The following is an 18,681-nucleotide window of genomic DNA, read 5'->3' as shown; positions in this document are numbered from 1 at the left end:
AGAAGGAGTAGGTAAAGAGATGATTTCGTACCTTTGGGCACAAGATCTTCATGGCGTGATTGGGAAAGACAATCGAATTCCATGGAGATTGCCAGGAGAATTACAATATTTTAAAGAAACGACAATGGGGCATCCGATTGTCATGGGAAGAAAAACGTATGATTCACTTCCTAAAAAGCCTCTTCCAGGCAGACAAAATATCATTTTAACGAGAGATCAAGATTTTAAAGCAGAAGATTGTTTGGTTTTTCATTCAAAAGAAACACTGCTAGCATGGATAGAAAATCAAGGCGGAGAAGTATTTGTCATTGGGGGAGCGGAGATATTTCGTTTACTCATGGACGAAGTGGATCGATTATACGTTACAAAGATTCAAGAAGCCTTTAAAGGGGATGTCTACTTTCCAGACATTGATTGGTCACAATGGAAGCTGCTCTCTAGCAAAAGAAAGCGGAAAGACGAAAAAAATCCACATGACTATGACATACAAGTATATGAAAGAAATGAAAAACAGCGAATCCACTAGCAATGTGGGTTCGCTGTTTTTTGTATACTGTATCTTGTTATACATAAAATAAGATACAAAAATACATGCTGGCATTGCCTGCTATGACAAATAAGTGCCAGATCGCATGAGAATAAGGAAGTTTTTTCCATAGGTAAAATATGGTGCCGACAGAATAAAGGATTCCTCCGGTTAAAAGAAGCATGAACCCTTTTCCAGTCAAGTTTTGATATAGAGGCTGAAAGGCAATAATGACAAGCCAGCCCATTATTAAATAAAATATAGTAGATAGAATCTTAAATTTATGAATTAGAAAGCATTTGAAAGCAACGCCAATAATCGCTAACCCCCAAACAATCCCAAACAATGTCCAGCCAAGTGCTCCATTTAAAGTTACAAGTGCTAGAGGTGTGTAAGTACCTGCTATCAGAATATAGATCGCAGAATGATCCAAAATCGCGAATAAGTTTTTTACTTTTGATGGTTTAAAGCTATGGAGCATCGTTGAAAATAAATACAACAGAAGCATTGATACACCAAAAATAATGAAGCTTACCATATGCAGTACACTGTTCTTTTGAGCAGCAAACACAATCAGCATCACTAACGCAGGAATACTGAGTAAAAAGCCAATTCCATGTGTAATCGCATTAGCCAATTCATCTTTCCAATCATAGCCATAGGTGGATGTCACTTTTAAGAACCTCCTTTTCAACTCCTTCCATCATAGCCTTTTCAGAAATATTTGGCAATGTAAAATCATGTCTAGAAGAGGTTGTTCAAAAATCCGTCATTGTTGCTCGTCTAAAAAGAATGATGCTTTGGAAAAAAATCCATGTTTTCTTGCTCTCATGGGCTTCGTTTTTAAACCGAGGGAAAATCCGATCAGTTCAAAAAGCTTCTTGAGTTGGCATCGGACAAAGAAAAAGCAAATTTCTTTTTTCCGAGGTGGAGGATTTGCTAAAACCGCTACCACCTAACACATTAAAAAAAGATGCTGTAACGCCGTTAATAAATAATGCGAGCAATGATTTTCCTGAATTGTTAATAAAAAAATAGATTCATTAAAAATCATATGATACTGGTGAACATTTCAGAAAATATTAGAAACTGATTGTCCTTATGTTTGTTATATCAATCTTACTAAATTATCGTTATAATACATGTATAAGACATACAGGATGTGAACAAATGACTAATATTAAGATTGTAACAGACTCTACTGCTGATTTATCTGTTGAAACAGTAGAAGAACTAAGTATCCATGTAGTGCCCTTATCTATTTTTATTGATGGAACTACTTATTTGGATCGAGTTGATTTGACGCCGCAAGACTTCATGGAAAAGATGCGCTCTGCGAAAGAATTGCCTAAAAGCTCTCAGCCTGCTGTAGGGAAATTTGTTGAATTATATGATGAATTAGGGAAAGATGGCAGTGAAGTGCTTTCGATTCATATGACTGGGAATATGAGCGGTACAGTAGAGGCAGCGAGAAGTGCTGCCAAAATGACGACAACAAAAGTAACTGTTGTAGATTCACGTTTTATTTCGCAAGCATTGGCTTACCAAGTCATTGCTGCTGCAAAGTTGGCTAAAGAAGGTTTGCCAATGGAAGCAATTTTAAAAGAAATTGATCAAATACGAGAAAATACGAAGCTTTATGTCGTTGTAGATACATTAGAAAATTTAGTGAAGGGTGGAAGGATTGGGAAAGGAAGGGCACTTATCGGTTCATTGCTAAAAATAAAACCGATTGCAAATCTTGATAATGGCGAATATACACCGATTGCAAAGGTTAGAAGCCATTCGCAAGTAGTTAAGTATTTGGCTAAGCAATTTGTTGAGGATGTAAAAGGAAAGACAATTAAAAAAGTCGGGCTTAGTCATGCAGATGGACTTGAGCTTGCATATAAGTTAAGAGACTGTATTAAAGAATTGACTGGATATGATCTCATTGATATAGCTTATACAACTCCAATTATTAGTACCCATACAGGCGCCGGCGCCATTGGATTCATGTATTACACAGAGTAAAGAAACATCCCTCCACTTTGTGGGGGGATGGCGAATATGCTCTCTAGAAAGCATTTATAAAGGCATTGGTGTATTCGTTGGAGCTACACATATTGTTGTTTGTATTTATCATCGATATCGTTTCGAATTGTTTCCATTTTTGTCATTTTTATTGTCTCTGCAGCAATCTCTAAACAAACAGAAATTTCGTATCATGATCCTTTCATACGATATGATCTTGTTAGTTTTTATGATAAACAATCATCATTGCTTTCATGGTACTCTATACATATTGGTGCTGTGCTGCCATGAAGTAATAAATAACCTGTATATTCATCTTCTTTTCTAAAAAGCTGACAATACATTAAGAGAAGCAGTTGTATCTCTTACATCTCCATTTACAACTACTGTTTTTCATCTTCTCTCATTCAATTGTCGAACATCCTCCTGTGAACAGAAGCAAGAACATAGATAAAATCGGAATAAAGATTATTTTTTCATTTATCCCACATCTAACTAGTAGTAAGACCTCCACCTCAGGAATTAGAGGAATCAGAAGCGCTAGGTGGGGGATAACTGAAAGTCAAATGTCCGATTGGTTCGAGCCGACAGGATAAGGAAAGCTTCTTGAATCAGCATCGCACGAAGAAAAAGTGCTCTTCTTTTTCGAGGATGTCGGTCACAAAGGCGTTGCAACAGGACAAGGAAAGCTTCGGCAGCGATACACCGCACGAAGAAAAGCGGTTTCCTTTTCGAGGACGCCTGAGATCTTAGCCTTTGTTCTCCTTCTTATCAGTGGAGGATGAGAGAAAACCCCCACAACAAACTGTTACAAAGCAAGTACTGTGTGAAAACTTGAATATTGGTCATTATCTCTAAGTTATCATTGTAATGTCCTTCTGAATGAGGGGCTTCATCTTCTTTATCTTATAAACAAAAATGTTTCGTCCTCATTTTTGCGTGATATAATAAAAACAATGATTGATGTTGAATAACTAGAACTGAATATCCATCAGGACAAAAGTTTTCCCCAGTACGAAAAAACGAGATTAATTTGTGATATCCTGTTCTCTTATCATTGTGATGGACATCATCAGGTCATAATAAAAGCGGGGTGAGGACAAATGAAAAAAAAATTCACCTTTCTTTTTGCCGCTTTGTTGTTTTTAACAGGCTGCTCTACAACAGTGCAAAAACATACAGTAAAATTAGTAGAAATGGACGAAAAAAAAGAGCTATCTAAGCATTTTATTCCGCAGGAGCTTTCTATCGTCTCCTTAGGCGACTCGTTAACACAAGGTGTAGGCGATAGTAGAGATGCGGGCGGTTATATTCCCTATTTAAAGGAACAGCTAGAGATGCTTAAAGACATTCGTACGGCAAAAATTGAAAATTATGGTGTAAGCGGCAATCGAACAGATCAATTATTAAAAAGACTAAAGAAGCCAGAGGTAAAAAAAGCAATTGAACATACAGATATGGTTATGATAACAATAGGCGGCAACGATGTCATGAAAGTATTTCGTGAACATTTTGCTAACCTTGATTTATCCGTTTTTGAAAAAGCAAAAAAAGGATATGAGAAAAGACTTCAAGAAATTTTGCACACAATTCGCAACTATAACCCAGATGTTTACATTGTTTTAATCGGCATTTATAATCCTTTTGAGAAATGGTTTGAAATTGAGGAGTTAGATCATATTATTTTGGATTGGAATAAGACAAGTGAAAAAATTATTTCACAATTTGAACAAGCTGCGTACATTCCTATCATCGATATTTTTGAAAATAAAGAAGAGGAGTTATTATATAATGATCAATTCCACCCAAATGATCGCGGATACGAATTGATTTCCAACCGTTTATTTATACATGTTAGGGAATACTTAGAAATGAATGAGTAAAAAGGGAGTAAGGAGTTATGATAAAAAATAAGTGGAAGGCGGCTTTCTTTCTTTTACTAGCTGTCGTAATCGCTATAATCATCTTCGTCGTGTTTTTGTTGTTTTCGCCGGCAAATAAAGAGCCATTGCCAACAACTGAACATGACTTAAAGGAACATGTCGCTTTCCAGGTATCTTCAAATAAAGCTGATTTAAATAAAATCATCAATTATTATTTAGAAAAAGAAGGTTTGAATGGTCCTATCGAGTATAATGTTTATTTAAACGATGAATCTGTCGTTTTACAAGGAAAAATGAAAGTATTTACCCAGATGATTGATATGGAAATGACCTTTGAGCCTGAGGCCTTAGAAAATGGGGATCTAGTGTTGCATCAAAAATCGATTTCAGTTGGGAAATTAAGATTGCCTGTTTCTTATATTTTAAAATTTATCCGTGATACTTATCAATTGCCTAGCTGGGTAAACATTCAACCGGAAGATCAACTCGTTTACGTTTCCCTGCAGGATATGGAGTTAAAAGGGGATATGAAGGTAAGGGCGGATGAATTTAATCTGAAAGAAGATGATATTAAATTTACGCTTATGGTATTAACGGAATCATGATTTCTAAAAAACAATTAAAAAGTGTTTGGAGGAAAAGATGAAGTGGAAGAAAAGCATTTAGAAAAAGCAACATTTGCTGGCGGCTGTTTTTGGTGTATGGTGAAACCGTTTGATGAACAGCCCGGGATTGAGAAAGTCATTTCTGGTTATACTGGAGGAACGAAAAAGAATCCCACCTATGAAGAAGTATGTGCTGGTCACACTGGCCATACAGAGGCAGTGCAAATTACCTATGATTCAAACCAATTTAGCTATGAAAAGCTATTAGATATTTTTTGGCAGCAAATTGATCCAACTGACGCTGCTGGCCAATTCTATGATAGAGGAAGCTCCTATCGTCCGGCGATCTTTTATCATAATGAACAGCAGCGGCGTCTAGCAGAAGCATCGAAACATGCATTAGCAGCGAGCGGTCGGTTTCAAAAGCCAATTGTTGTTAATATCGAACCAGCAGCGGCTTTTTATCCTGCTGAGGATTATCATCAAAGTTTTTACGAAAAGAACCCAGAGAGGTATGCATCCTATCACGAAGGCTCAGGCAGAGCAGCTTTTATTAGAGTGTATTGGGGGGATAAGCATGAAAAAAACTGATTTAAAAAAGAAACTGACAACAATGCAATATGAAGTTACACAATGCAACGGGACAGAACCGCCCTTTCAAAACGAATATTGGGATGCGACAGATGAAGGGATCTATGTAGATATTATTTCAGGAAAGCCCTTATTTAGTTCGAAGGATAAGTATGATGCTGGCTGTGGATGGCCTAGCTTTACGAAACCAATAGAGGCAGCAGAAATTACCGAACACAAAGATTCATCACATGGAATGGTGAGAACAGAAGTAAGAAGTAAAACGGCTGATGCTCATTTAGGACATGTATTTCCTGACGGACCCGAACCGACAAAACTTCGATATTGCATTAATTCAGCTGCTTTAAGATTTATCGCGAAAGAAAATCTTGAGGAAGAAGGCTACGGAGAATATAAAGCGTTGTTTGATAAGCCATAACTTTTTTATTCGTTTTTTAACAAATAAAAAACGTTAATTTAAATAAAATATTCATCATATGGGCGAATACACATACAGCCTATGGGGTAATTACATAGCTTATTATGAACGGAGAAATATTGAGAATGAGGAGTTGAGCAGTATGTACTATGGAGGTTATGACAGCAGTTGTTATCCCGTTGGATATGGTGGATACGGTGGTTATGGAGGAGTACGAAGTGGATTCGCACTAATCGTCGTCCTGTTTGTTCTCTTAATTATTATCGGCGCTTGTTGGTGCTATCCAAAATAATGCATGATAGAAATGCCTTGTTTCATGATGGATGATGACTAATGGGGAACAGATTCCCCACTGGTCATCAATTGCAGAATGAGCATCAGCCAGTCATGGTTGGTGTTTTTTTATCCCACATCTAACTGGCGAGTCCAAGACCCCAACCAAAGGTGGGGGGGATAACTGAAAGTGAAATGTTTGATTCGAGTCGGACTAACAGGATAAGGAAAGCTTCTGAATCAGCATGCACGAAGAAAAAGCGGTATCCTTTTTTGGGGACGCTCGCGATCCTAGCCTTTGTTCTACTCCTCATGAGTGGAGGATGAAAGAAAACCTCCACTCATGGAAGTTTCACTTATCTCGCCTTTCATTTATTGATAGGTTGGAAAAGGGGTGATAGCTTTATTTTTTTGTAAATGTTCCCTTGGTTAGAAAAGTTTCATCATCCATGGTAGGAAGAAAAATTTCCTCTTTGCTGCGGTAGGGTTCATCAAAACGTATCATTTTTTAGATATCCCGGTTTTCGTAAGCAGCATATACCAAGTTTGTCGATAAACATATGTTAAATATTAAAATTGGAAACAAGATTCCGCAGATTTTCAGCTTGCTTTGATAATTCACACGCAGATGCCGTCACTTCTTCCATCGCTGCTGAACCTTCTTCAGATGCTGAAGCAGTTCTCTCTGTATTCATAGCAGTTAGATCAGAAATTTCACTTACAGTAGCAAAGGAAGCTGCTACATCTCTACTCAAATGAAGTGTTTCAGTAATTTGAGCAATCATTTCATTTATAATGTCCGTTGTTGTATTTGTTTGCCGTAATATTTTCTCAAGAGATGCATTCGTTTCATTAGAGATTTCAACACCAGCGATAACTGCTTGCATACCTTCTTTATTTTGTTCAATAACGGTGCTGACTTCGTCTTGAATAGAGTAGACAATAGCTGTCACTTCTTTTGCTGCTTCTTGCGATTCCTCCGCAAGTTTTCGAACTTCATCAGCAACGACTGCAAATCCTCGTCCATGCTCGCCTGCTCTAGCTGCTTCAATCGCTGCATTTAATGCAAGCAAGTTAGTTTGTTCGGAAATACCAGTAATCGTATTGATCATTTTTGTAATCTCTTGTGATTTTTCACCAAGTATTTGAACCGTTTTACTCGTTTTAGCCATCGTTTCTTCAATACTCATGATTTTTAAAGAGGAAGTTTTGACAGATTCTCCACCTTCTCCAGCAGCTGTCTTCATGTTTTCCGCCGCCTGTTTTACTTTATCTGTATACTCATTTAAAAGGATCGCTGCTTTCTCCAAGGTGGACATTTTTTTAAAAGAAAAATCCATTTGCGAGGATGTTTTTTCACTTCCTACTGCAATTTCTCCTGTTGTTTCTGCAATTGATAAAATGGTTTTGGATGTTTCTTCTGCTGATGCAAGTAGCTCCTCACTGCTTGCAGATACATTTTCAGCCATGTTGGCAACTTCTTTTACAAGTTTTGCAATTCCTTCAATTAAGAGATTCGTATCGTTGGCTAATTCTCCAATCTCATCTTTGTTCTTAATTCGAATTCTTTTCGTTAAATCACCTCCTGCATTAGCAATTTCTAAAATAGATGTACTAATTTTGCGAAGGTTTGTTTTGATATTTTTGGAGAGGCCAAAACCAAAAACGAGTGCAAGCAGAACACCTAGAGAAGATAGTCCTACAGTAGCAATTTGGGAAGTATTTACTTGACGATGCAAGCTCGCTATCCTTTGATCTAAACTTGCCGTTTCTTCTTCACTAAGTTCTTGTAATTGTGTATGCAATTGTTTCATATAGATCGTCACTTGAGAGGACTGTACAAGATCAGTCGCATTCTGACCAAAATTGTTTCTAGTTTTAATCGCTCTATCAATCCAGCTAATCCAAAAATCAAATGATGTTTCTAGCGAGTCAACTTTTTCCAATTGCTCTGGTTGATCTTTCATTAGTGTATTTATTTCTTCAAATAGAATGTTTACTTCTTCTTTGCCTTCTGTGTAGGTTTGCAGGAAAGTATCATCTCCAGTTAAGACAAAACCCCGTTGTCCTACTTCAATGTCAGAAATAGCCTTTGATAGTGCTTCCACATGATTGTGCACTTCCATATCGTGATGAACTAAATAGTTGATTTCTTTATCAAGCGTATCCATCGTTTGATAAGCAGTGAAAGTAATACCGATAAGAAGTAAGCTTAATAGTCCAAAAGATAAGAGGACTTTTCCCCTAATGGTATGAAAATAAAACCTTTTGTTCTCGCTTTTTTGCTTTGGCGACGTGTCTTTTTTCTGGCTTTTTTTTCGGTTCAAATATACTAGCATTCGCTTGCTTTTCTTGATCACATTATTCCCCCCTTGTCAAATAAAACTTTCTTTACCTCACTACAAGCCTATTTTCCTTTTAGTGTGAAGTTTTGCCCATGTATTGAACATGTATTCACTATTATTGTAAACATAATAGCCAAAATTATCTAGTATTCTGTCATTATTTTGTCATAAATATAGTGAAAACTTCCAAACTGGGTATTTTTTTCTGTTTTTTAAGAAATTTAATTGGGAGAAATTTAGGGGGGGAACTTGAAAAGGAAGAAAGAAACCTCCATCAGTAGAAAATTACTACAACTGATGGAAGTCCAATTACATATGGCTGCGACAGATCGGGAGTTATGTCCTAAATAAAATGATCTGTAGACATACTAAAAGGGGAAGAATATTTGGTGTGTTTATTTTTATCCTACATCTAACTAGCAAGTCAAGACCTTCACCTCAAGCGTAAGAGGAATAAGAAGCACTGGAGGAAATAACTGAAAGTCCAATGTCCAATTAGTTTGGGCCTACAAGACGTCTCGCTTTTATCCTTTGTATGGGGGGATGAGAGAAAATCCCACCTTGGAAGTTTCACTTTATCTAGTCTATAGTCAGCATTCGTGGAGTTGTTGTTTTAACAATGTTAGAGGCAATCCATGCACCAATTACAGCTGCTAATACACTGCAAACAACTGCTGCAGTTACACCGCTCCAGTGTAATATCAAAGGAATTTTAACGATTCCATAATCAGCAAGAATGAAGGGGAGAATCAGCGGAAGTCCAAACAGCCCGATTGGTACTCCTACAATTACTCCAATCATTGAAAGAATGAAAATCTTTAATGCAATAGACATTTTAGCCTTAAATATCGTCACTCCAATAGATTGATAAATTCCATATGTTCGACTTTCTTTTTTGATTTGAATCCGGCAAATACTATAAATAATAACTAAAGTAACAATAACAAATAACAGCCCCATTACTGTTATTGGCATGATTAAAATAGCTGTAGCTTGAGAAAAAACTTCATCAACTAAAGTCCGCTGTGTTGCTGCCCAAATAGAATGTCCGTACTTTTCTTTTAATTCTTTTATAAAACTTTCAGGCGAGATGTTCTCATGGACATTTAAAAAAATATCTTCCATATCGTTATATGATGGATCTATTTTCAATACGGCATCAGAAGAAATCCTGGCAGTGTAAGCCATGTTTGCGATTGCTTGATATATTCCAGTAACAGTAAATTGTAATTGTTGCCCTTTCATATAGACGATCACTGGATCGCCAACTTTTTTATTCAGTGATTTAGCAATATTGATGCCAATAGCAATCTCATCGTTGGATTGTGGGTTACGTCCTTCAAGATTTACGTAGCCGATATCATCATAATTTCCTTCAACAGCCATTATGAGTACATTTGTTGTTCCTTTTTTTAAATCATGGTCGTCAATGGGAATGACACCATTAAGTTCGCCAAATCTACTATAGTTTTTCACTCTTTTATCTAAAAGAACTTGCTTTTCTAAGTCTTGATAAGATAGTGTTGATGGGTTGTCAATGCGTAGTGAAAGGTCGGCTGCATCATAGCCCCATAAAGAAATCGTTTCTTTAATGGAAAAAATACTGAAAACAAAAATGAATCCAAAGACGAGCACAGCGGTTGTCATCGTCGATAGGAGCACTATTAATAAGGAACTTTGATTATTTCTCCGTATGTCTCTCAAACTAATCATGAATGGGAATGGAAAGCGTTCAAAACGAATGATCCTATTTTTAGGCGTTTGTTTTTGTCTGCCTTTAGCATTGTTTTTTTCAGTCATCCCACTGCGAATTGCTTGAGCGGGTTTGATAAAACGAGTTTTATAGGATAATAAGAAAGACGTTCCACCGATAAGCAGTACCATCATTAGTCCTGTAATCAAAGCGGTTTGGAAAAAGTGAATCTGCATCTCGGTGCTATTCGTATTTAAAAAAGAAAGGGAGCTTTTCACAATTTTATTTGAAAGAAAATAACTGATGCTGATTCCTGGTATGACAGCTGTGAAAGCCAGCAGCGTATATTGGATTGTGTAAACGATAGTAATATATCGTGACGGGAAGCCTATTGATTGTAAGATCCCGATTGTTTTGTAGTTGGACAAAATTGTATCAGATATCGTAAATCCGAGTGTAAAAATGGCAATTCCAATCATGATAACTGCTAGAAAAATCATTATAAAACCAATCATTTTATTTGTAATCATGTAGTATGAAGAGATGCCTTCAAAATCAGTTATTGATTCCAGATAAGGGGATCTGAGCGTCTCTTCCAGTGATTCCCAATACTCTCTGTTTTCACTATAGTCATCGAATCTTAAACCCATCATGTACATATCTGTTCCTTGCATATTGGTAAAATGCTGTTGAAAGTCTGTATGATTCATCCAGATTCTTCCACTTGTCGCAAAAGGGGAACAGTAGGAGATATCTACAACGATTGCTGCGACTTTCAATTGAAATGTACCTTTCTCAGTGCTAAAAATGAGAGGATCACCAATCGATATATTTTGTGTATAAGCTAAGGCAGTTGGAATCCAAACAGTTCCAGGCACTGGGTCTTGGCTTTCGCTGCCCTTCGCAAATATAAGCTGATCAACCGAAAAAGGAGCATCAGGAGTATCCATCATATACGCATAGAAATTTGATATCTCTTTTTCGTTGTGGGAGATCCCAGTTAAAGTACGATAGCGCATCAGCTCTGATGTCGTGACATTTTCCTGCTGCTGCCACCATTGCTTTATCTCTTCAGGATGATGGAGGCCATTTTCAAGCTGAATCAATTGATGAGCACCTTTTACTTTATCATGCATATCTAAATAGATGCTTCCAGTATTATTTATTACTAATACTGCTGTTGAAAGTAACAGCGTAGACAACATCATAATCAAGGCAATAAAACCATTTTGTGTTTTTTTATTTTTAAAACTAGACAAGCATAACAACCAAATAGGATACATGGTCTTTACTCCTTTCTAGATAGATAAGAATAGATCGTTTTTTCACGAGCTGATATCTCTTCTGGTTGATATTTTTCTAATTCTAGGCTGCCATGAATTTCACCATCTTTGACAAGAATGAGACGATCTGCTCTACATGCAGCCTTTAAATCATGGGTGACCATGACGATTGACTGTCCATTTCTATTCATTTCTGTCAGAATGTCGAGTACATCGATTCCTTGCTTTTGGCTTAGTGCACCAGTTGGCTCATCGGCAAAAATCACATCAGGATCATTGATCAGCGCTCTTGCAATAGCAGCTCTTTGCTGTTGGCCGCCGGAGACTTGGGAAGGGAGACGGTCTTGCTGTTTCTCAATCCCCATTAAATTCAACAATGAAAGTGCCTTTTTCTTCACATGCTTCTTTTTCCTGCCGGCAATATAACCAGGAAAAGCAATATTTTCAAAGAGGGTAAAGTCGGGAATTAAGTTGATTGCTTGGTACACATATCCAATATTTTTGGCTCTAAATAGACTCATTTCTTTTTCGGTATAACGATCCATTCGTTCCCCTTTAAAATAAACTTTTCCAGAAGTGATACTATCGAGGCCGCTTAGCATGTAAAGCAGCGTTGATTTTCCTGAACCGGAACTCCCCATAATAACCGTGAAATCCCCCTCGTATAAAGTCAAATTGATATTTTTAGCTGCATGAACGTCTTCAGTTCCTAATACGTATGTTTTACATACATTTACTGTTTTTAATAGCTCATTTTTTCTCATTGCTTATGCCTCCTTGCAATTGACGAAGTGAAATTTCTATCGTATCTGCATGTAACTAGCAGATATATTTAAATCACGTTAGGATAGCTGTAATCTAAGCTCTAATAACGTCTTCCAAGATAAAGATTCATCCCCATCAGCCAATTTTTTTTCAAAGCAGTTGCGCTTAGCTTGGGACTTGTTCTAACGAAAATTTGAATCCCTGCCAACGTAATTTCACTTTATCCCACATCTAACTGGCAGTAAGACCCCCACCTCGGGAAGTAAGAGGAATCAGAAGCGCTAGGTGGGAGATAACTGAAAGTCAAATGTCCGATTGGTTTGGGCCTACAGGACGTAGGTCACTCAAGCGTTGCGACAGGACAAGGAAAGCTTCGGCAGTGATACATCGCACGAAGAAAAAGCGGTTTCCTTTTTCGAGGACGTCGCGCTTTTAGCTTGAGATCCTTTGTATGGGGGATAAAAGAAAACCCCCACTGATGGAAGTTTCACTTTATTTTAAACAATGAAATATGCTTTTTTTCTAACGAACTTCTTACAAAATTCTTATATGATAAAGGAATCGAAAGATCAGAAAGTGTTAAATCTATATAACGGACTGAGAGGGATGACTAGGTGGAAGCCTAGATTGGTTTATAGGGGATCCTACAAGCAATGAAGTGAACGTTTTTAATTCTCTTTTCTAATCATCAATTGTCTTATCATGAAGACCATAGAAACATTTCGTGAAGCTGCAAGTAAAGATACATTTTAGTCTTGTTTAAGGCAAAAAAGTAGTTGCATTATAATACAAATCCAATTAGGATGAAGAGTGAGTTTGGACTAGTTATCTTCACAATCATTTTGATGGGTGTTTATAAACTGTTTCTGTATGCTTGTTTGTGAATATTTGTAACAATAGAAGAGACTAAATATAAAGGATGTGATCATATTGAGCAAATCATTTTACCAATTTCTCATGACCCATAGAGATCCAAAAGAAGTTGATGACATAACAAAGTTTGCCAATGCAGCCCATGACGATCACAGTTTTCCAAAACATTCGTCCGACTATCATGAAATTAGTCAATATCTAGAATTAAATGGGGACTATTTAGCTAGTATGGTCATTTTTGATGAAGCATGGGAAAAATATCTGAGTGAGGTTGTGAAACAACGAACGCGATGATGCATTTTTAAAAGTATGTTTGAAGTTTCAACGATCGCTTGCAAGCTTGTTTGGAAAGTCTTAAACTGGTGATAGAATAGAAGTTGATGTAAATGGGAGGATTTATATGAGTATTCATATTGGTGCAAAAGAAAATGAAATTGCGGAAACGGTGCTGCTTCCTGGAGACCCTTTACGTGCAAAATATATAGCGAAAACATTTCTCGAAAATGTAACATGCTACAATGAAGTTCGCAATATGTTTGGTTTTACAGGTACATACAAAGGCAATCGCATTTCTGTTCAAGGAACGGGTATGGGGGTGCCATCGATTTCTATCTATATTCATGAATTGATGGAAAGCTATCATGTGCAGCGCTTGATTAGAGTAGGCACTTGCGGCGCAATTCAAAAAGATGTAAAAGTAAGAGATGTTATACTTGCTATGAGTGCTTCTACAGATTCGCAAATGAACCGCTTGACTTTTGGTGGTGTGGACTATGCGCCGACAGCGAACTTTGAGCTTTTGAAAAAAGCATATGATTCTGGTCTAGAAAAGGGTTTGAATCTAAAGGTTGGAAATGTATTTACAGCCGATTCGTTTTATAATGAAAATGCAGAACATGAAAAATGGGCGAGATACGGCATTTTAGCAATTGAAATGGAAACGGCAGCACTTTATACATTAGCTGCTAAATTTGGCCGCAAAGCACTTTCCGTATTGACAGTGAGCGATCATATTCTAACTGGGGAAGAAACAACTTCGTTTGAAAGGCAGACCACTTTTCATGACATGATAGAAGTTTCTCTAGAAGCTGCTATCAAATAAAAAAGTTAAATAGCGAGTGGACGATAACAGTCGTCTGCTCGCTTTTTTATTCTTATTATATGATGACATTGTAAATGTTCAATACAGGACTTTTGCGGAGAGAGACCTATACTTAAAAAAAGAGGTTAATTGTTTGAACTTTTTCAATTCATTTTTTTTACCACAATCTCTGGATTTTTTGGTACACTTTTCATTGGAAAGGTAGATTTTCAATGAAATGGAGGGTTTCATCATTGCAACTTTACATGTTCTCTATCCTTTAGGATTGTGCTATGTGATAAAGCAATGAACACGCATTTTAAAGGGAAAAGGTGAAGGGTTGAATGAAACGACTAATATCGGTCACTGCTGCATTATGCTTGCTTTGTGCCTGTAGTTTAAATGAAGCACAAGGAGAAAAAAATACAGCCAAAAAGGAAAATCCACCGAAAGAAGTAAAGAAAGAGAAAGAGGATGCCGCTCAGGACGATTTAGTATTGGAAGCCGCATATTTTAATGAAATCAATGAGGTCGACGGAAAAAAAGTGATTTTGAATCCAGAGAATATCCTTTCTTTAATGAATAAGGAATTTTATTTGCCAGCCGACTATGCTCCGAATGATTTAGTTCGTCCAAATGTTGCATTTTCTTTTGGTGATGAGGATGTTGAAAAAAGCTACATGCGCAGAGAGGCAGCCGAAGCATTAGAAAATATGTTTGCTGCTGCAAAGGAGGAAGGTGTGATTCTTTATGCAGTTTCCGGATACCGTTCTTATGATCGTCAAAAGGCGGTTTTGGCAGCAGAAATCAATCGTGTTGGCAAGGAAAAGGCTGAACAAGCTGTAGCTATTCCAGGAACGAGTGAACATCAATCAGGATTAGCTATGGATATTAGCAGTGAAAGTGAAGGCTATTTGCTAACAGAAAACTTTGGATTGCAAGCTGAAGGAATATGGCTGTGCGAGAATGCTCACCGATTTGGATTTATTCTCCGCTATCCAAAGGAAAAAGAAGGTATAACACAGTATCAATATGAACCATGGCATTTTCGTTATGTAGGAGAAGATGCTGCAAAAATGATGTATGAGAAAGATTGGACGTTAGAAGAATTTTTTAATCATGTGAAGAAAATTTAATACATGCTGGATACCACGAAAATGAGAGATGAGCAATTGCTCATCTTTTTTTGCGTATTCTTATGTTAACTTTTACCTCGTTTAAAACAAATTGCATGAATCTTTTTTCATTCTTTTCAATCTAAATCTTAAAGCATTAGTGGTTCGTAAGTAAGATAAATAAATGATAAATCTAATCAAATAAATATGACTATTCGAAATGTGATTTTACAGAAATGATTGAAAACTGCTTAAAACCTTGCTACAATCATGTAAAGGAAACATTGTTTCTTAGTAAGCAACGTAGTATTTTTAAAAAATCGTTGCAATAAGGTGGTTCTATTGAAGGAATAGAGAGTAAGTTTAAAAGAAAAAATATATGTAAAGGTCAAAATGCATAGAATAGCTAGGTGAAAAAATATGATTAAATCAATTGATAGAGCATTAACAATTATAAAACTTGTAAGCTCTCGAAAAGATGGTTTTGGAGTAACAGAGCTGGCCAACAAAATAGACCTGAATAAAAGTTCCGTTTTCCGTATTTTGGCTACGTTAATGAAGCATGGGTTTATTGAACAAGATTTGGAGACAAAAAAGTATCGACTTGGATATCAATATTTGGAATTAAGTGCAAAATTGCTGGATTCTATTGATATTCGGAAAGAAGCGATGCCTTTTTTAAGACAATTGGAAGAGAAGACAAACGAGGTGATACATTTAGTGATCTATTCTCAAAAAGAGGCAGTGTATATTGAAAAATTAGAAGGAAATGAAACTTTGCGCATGCATTCCCAAGTAGGAAAACGTGTACCAATGCACTGTACAAGTGCCGGGAAGACAATACTTGCTTATTTGCCAAAAGAAGAGGTTTTAAACATTATCGAACAAATGGGTTTGCCGAAGCATACCGAAAATACAATTACAAATAAGGAAGATTTGTTTAAAAATTTAGCAGAAATAAAAAATAAAGGTTATGGGATTGAAAAAGAAGAAAATGAAATTGGAATAAAGTGTGTAGCTGCTCCGATTTTTAACCATAGTGGCGAGGTTGTTGCAGCAATAAGTATTTCTGGGCCATCAATGAGAATGAGCGATGCTATAATCAACACTTTGAAAGACGAGTTAATAGCTGTATGCAGAAAAGTATCCGAACGATTAGGATATAAAAAAGCAGATTAATAAAAAAATTTTAAAGGCATGATCAGCGAGATCATGCCTTTTTAGTATTGAATAGTTAGAAAATTTATAAAAAATGCTTGCAAGGAAAAGTTTCGAATGTTATTATTTTTTTAAACAATTTAAACGAAACGACGTTGTATAATATGCAACGATATTTTTTTATCACTATATTGAAACGTTGTTTCTTAATAAGCAACAGAAAGGAAGGATTAAATGGCGTTAACAGAGGAGAAGAAAAAAGAATTGCAAGTTCTAGCAAAAAGAATTCGCCGCCACATTATCAGGATGACACATCATGCAGGCAGTGGTCATCCAGGCGGCTCATTGTCGGCAACAGAATTAATGACAGTCCTCTTCTTTGAACACTTAAATGTTGATCCAAAAAATCCAGACTGGGAAAATCGCGATTGTTTTTTCTTATCAAAAGGACACTGTACCCCAGTATACTATTCAGTGTTAGCGGAGAAAGGTTTTTTCCCTATAGAAGAGCTGATGACATTCAGGGATGTCGATGGCCGCTTGCATGGCCACCCTTGTGGTGAACATATTCCGGGGGTTGATATATCATCGGGGTCGCTTGGACAAGGTTTGTCGGTAGCCAATGGAGTTGCTCTAGCAGCAAAGTTAGACGGAAAATCAAGACATGCTTATGTCATGATTGGTGATGGCGAGTCCCAAGAAGGGCAAGTGTGGGAAGCCGCGATGACAACTGCACACTACAATTTAGATAACGTATGCGCTATTATCGATTGGAACAAAATTCAATTGGATGATTTTGTAGAAAACATAAAAGGAATGAAAGATTTTCCTGCAAAATGGAGAGCATTTGGCTGGCATGTCATTGAAATGAATGGCCATAACTTAATTGAAGTTGATGAGGCGTTCAAAGAAGCTAAGCGTACAAAAGGGAAACCAACCGCTATTTTAGCCCATACTGTAAAGGGAAAAGGCATCTCATTCATGGAGGATACACATAAGTGGCATGGTTTAGCACCAAATGATAAGGAATTAGACTTGGCGTTGAAGGAGTTGGTTTAATATGACAGAGCTAAAAGCACCACGTGAAGGATTTAGCGAGGCACTTATTCGGCTTGGAAAGCAGCATCAAAATATTGTTGTATTAGATGCAGATTGTGCGAAATCAAATATGACAAATTACTTTAATGATCATTTTCCGAATCGATTTTTTAACATTGGAATTTCAGAATGTGATCTAGTGGGAACAGCGGCGGGATTGGCCATTGCTGGAAAAATTCCTTTTGCAAATGCCTATGCGAACTTCCTTACAGGACGAGCCTATGATCAGATGCGGATTTCGGTTTGCTACTCCAATAAAAACGTAAAAATTATCGGTCATAATGCAGGCACTTCCGCAGCTCAAGAGGGAGCCACTCACTTGCCGCTTGAGGATATTTCCTTAATGCGTTCACTGCCAAGAATGACAGTAATCGTACCAGCTGACTCGCTAGAAATGGAGAAAGCAGTAGAAGCAGCCTATCACTTTGAAGGGCCAGTATACTTGCGTGTAGGCAAACTCCCTGTTCCTATCGTTACAACACAAAAAGACCATTTTGAGATTGGGAAAGCAATAAAATATCGCGATGGCACCGATGTTACACTCATCAGCACAGGTATCATGTTGGATGAAACATTCAAAGCTGCTAAACAACTAGCGCAAAAAGGAATTAAAGCCGAAGTGATTCATGTTCATACTATTAAACCAATTGACATCGGCTCTGTCGTACAATCGGCTGCCAAAACGAAATGTGTAGTCACAGTTGAGGAGCACTCGATTATCGGCGGACTGGGAAGTGCAGTTGCTGAGGTTTTAGCGGAACATCAGCCAGTTAGATTAAAAAGAATCGGTACAAACGACCGATTTGGTGTTTCAGGGAAAATGCCTGAATTATTGGATTTCTTCGAACTTAGAGCATCAAGAATCGCAGCCGCAGTGGAAGAACTTCTCGATATTGCTTTCGTAAAGTAATTTTGGGTGAACGGGATTAACTTGAAATGAACCGTGAAGGGAGGATGAATC

17 protein-coding genes are annotated in these 18,681 nt (G+C 37.1%); 13 read left to right on the top strand and 4 right to left on the bottom strand.

Going from position 1 to position 18,681, the window contains the following annotated elements:
• Positions 1 to 19: 19 nt before the first annotated feature.
• Entirely contained in the window at positions 20 to 526 is a 507-nt protein-coding gene (locus tag J2S08_RS09635) for a dihydrofolate reductase (RefSeq protein WP_307228975.1), read from the top strand.
• Between the two features lie 37 nt (positions 527 to 563).
• Here the strand turns inward: J2S08_RS09635 and trhA are convergent, their stop codons facing one another.
• Positions 564 to 1,199, bottom strand: coding sequence for a PAQR family membrane homeostasis protein TrhA (trhA, locus tag J2S08_RS09630; protein WP_307228972.1), 636 nt, complete (start codon positions 1,197 to 1,199; stop codon positions 564 to 566).
• A gap of 497 nt (positions 1,200 to 1,696) precedes the next feature.
• Here trhA and J2S08_RS09625 point away from each other — a divergent pair, with 497 nt between their 5' ends.
• The 6 genes from J2S08_RS09625 (at position 1,697) to J2S08_RS09600 (ending at position 6,328) form a co-directional block, all read left to right on the top strand.
• Positions 1,697 to 2,539 (top strand): DegV family protein, encoded by an 843-nt coding sequence (locus J2S08_RS09625; protein ID WP_307228971.1) that lies wholly within the window; start codon positions 1,697 to 1,699, stop codon positions 2,537 to 2,539.
• Positions 2,540 to 3,642: 1,103 nt separating this feature from the next.
• Positions 3,643 to 4,422, top strand: a complete 780-nt coding sequence (locus J2S08_RS09620; protein WP_307228969.1) for an SGNH/GDSL hydrolase family protein — start codon at positions 3,643 to 3,645, stop codon at positions 4,420 to 4,422.
• 17 nt (positions 4,423 to 4,439) lie between these two features.
• Positions 4,440 to 5,027 carry a YpmS family protein gene (locus J2S08_RS09615; protein ID WP_307228968.1) on the top strand — a complete coding sequence of 196 codons (588 nt, stop codon included), beginning with the start codon at positions 4,440 to 4,442 and terminating at the stop codon, positions 5,025 to 5,027.
• 96 nt (positions 5,028 to 5,123) lie between these two features.
• On the top strand, positions 5,124 to 5,618 hold the full coding sequence (msrA, locus tag J2S08_RS09610; RefSeq protein ID WP_307229192.1) for a peptide-methionine (S)-S-oxide reductase MsrA: 495 nt from the start codon (positions 5,124 to 5,126) through the stop codon (positions 5,616 to 5,618).
• A complete protein-coding gene (gene msrB / locus J2S08_RS09605) occupies positions 5,605 to 6,036 on the top strand; it encodes a peptide-methionine (R)-S-oxide reductase MsrB (RefSeq protein ID WP_307228966.1) in 432 nt (143 codons plus the stop codon). The genes msrA and msrB overlap by 14 nt, the downstream gene beginning before the upstream one ends.
• 142 nt (positions 6,037 to 6,178) lie before the next feature.
• On the top strand, positions 6,179 to 6,328 hold the full coding sequence (locus J2S08_RS09600; protein ID WP_307228964.1) for a YjcZ family sporulation protein: 150 nt from the start codon (positions 6,179 to 6,181) through the stop codon (positions 6,326 to 6,328).
• 544 nt (positions 6,329 to 6,872) lie between these two features.
• Here J2S08_RS09600 and J2S08_RS09595 read toward each other — a convergent pair.
• From J2S08_RS09595 to J2S08_RS09585, 3 genes are all read right to left on the bottom strand, one after another.
• Positions 6,873 to 8,669: a methyl-accepting chemotaxis protein gene (locus tag J2S08_RS09595; protein ID WP_307228962.1), complete on the bottom strand. Its 1,797-nt coding sequence runs from the start codon at positions 8,667 to 8,669 to the stop codon at positions 6,873 to 6,875.
• Between the two features lie 564 nt (positions 8,670 to 9,233).
• Complete coding sequence (locus J2S08_RS09590; protein WP_307228960.1) at positions 9,234 to 11,630, bottom strand: ABC transporter permease; 2,397 nt, start codon at positions 11,628 to 11,630, stop codon at positions 9,234 to 9,236.
• Positions 11,631 to 11,635: 5 nt separating this feature from the next.
• Entirely contained in the window at positions 11,636 to 12,394 is a 759-nt protein-coding gene (locus tag J2S08_RS09585; RefSeq protein WP_307228958.1) for an ABC transporter ATP-binding protein, read from the bottom strand.
• 931 nt (positions 12,395 to 13,325) lie between these two features.
• On the opposite strand from J2S08_RS09585, the gene J2S08_RS09580 reads away from it, so the two are divergent.
• The 6 genes from J2S08_RS09580 (at position 13,326) to J2S08_RS09555 (ending at position 18,630) form a co-directional block, all read left to right on the top strand.
• Positions 13,326 to 13,562 (top strand): YozE family protein, encoded by a 237-nt coding sequence (locus J2S08_RS09580; protein ID WP_307228956.1) that lies wholly within the window; start codon positions 13,326 to 13,328, stop codon positions 13,560 to 13,562.
• A gap of 106 nt (positions 13,563 to 13,668) precedes the next feature.
• Positions 13,669 to 14,370: a purine-nucleoside phosphorylase gene (gene deoD, locus J2S08_RS09575; protein ID WP_307228955.1), complete on the top strand. Its 702-nt coding sequence runs from the start codon at positions 13,669 to 13,671 to the stop codon at positions 14,368 to 14,370.
• 323 nt (positions 14,371 to 14,693) lie between these two features.
• The gene (locus tag J2S08_RS09570; RefSeq protein WP_307228953.1) at positions 14,694 to 15,485 is read left to right on the top strand and encodes a M15 family metallopeptidase; all 792 of its coding nucleotides are present in this window, start codon (positions 14,694 to 14,696) and stop codon (positions 15,483 to 15,485) included.
• Positions 15,486 to 15,884: 399 nt separating this feature from the next.
• Entirely contained in the window at positions 15,885 to 16,643 is a 759-nt protein-coding gene (locus tag J2S08_RS09565) for an IclR family transcriptional regulator (protein WP_307228951.1), read from the top strand.
• 213 nt (positions 16,644 to 16,856) lie between these two features.
• Positions 16,857 to 17,681: a transketolase gene (locus J2S08_RS09560; RefSeq protein ID WP_307228949.1), complete on the top strand. Its 825-nt coding sequence runs from the start codon at positions 16,857 to 16,859 to the stop codon at positions 17,679 to 17,681.
• A 1-nt stretch (position 17,682) separates the two neighbouring features.
• Positions 17,683 to 18,630 (top strand): transketolase family protein, encoded by a 948-nt coding sequence (locus J2S08_RS09555; RefSeq protein ID WP_307228948.1) that lies wholly within the window; start codon positions 17,683 to 17,685, stop codon positions 18,628 to 18,630.
• Positions 18,631 to 18,681: the final 51 nt, after the last annotated feature.

Source organism: Bacillus chungangensis (genome assembly GCF_030812995.1).
In the GTDB taxonomy this organism is placed as follows: domain Bacteria; phylum Bacillota; class Bacilli; order Bacillales; family Bacillaceae_C; genus Bacillus_CF; species Bacillus_CF chungangensis.
This window is presented reverse-complemented; position numbering and strand designations above follow the sequence as displayed.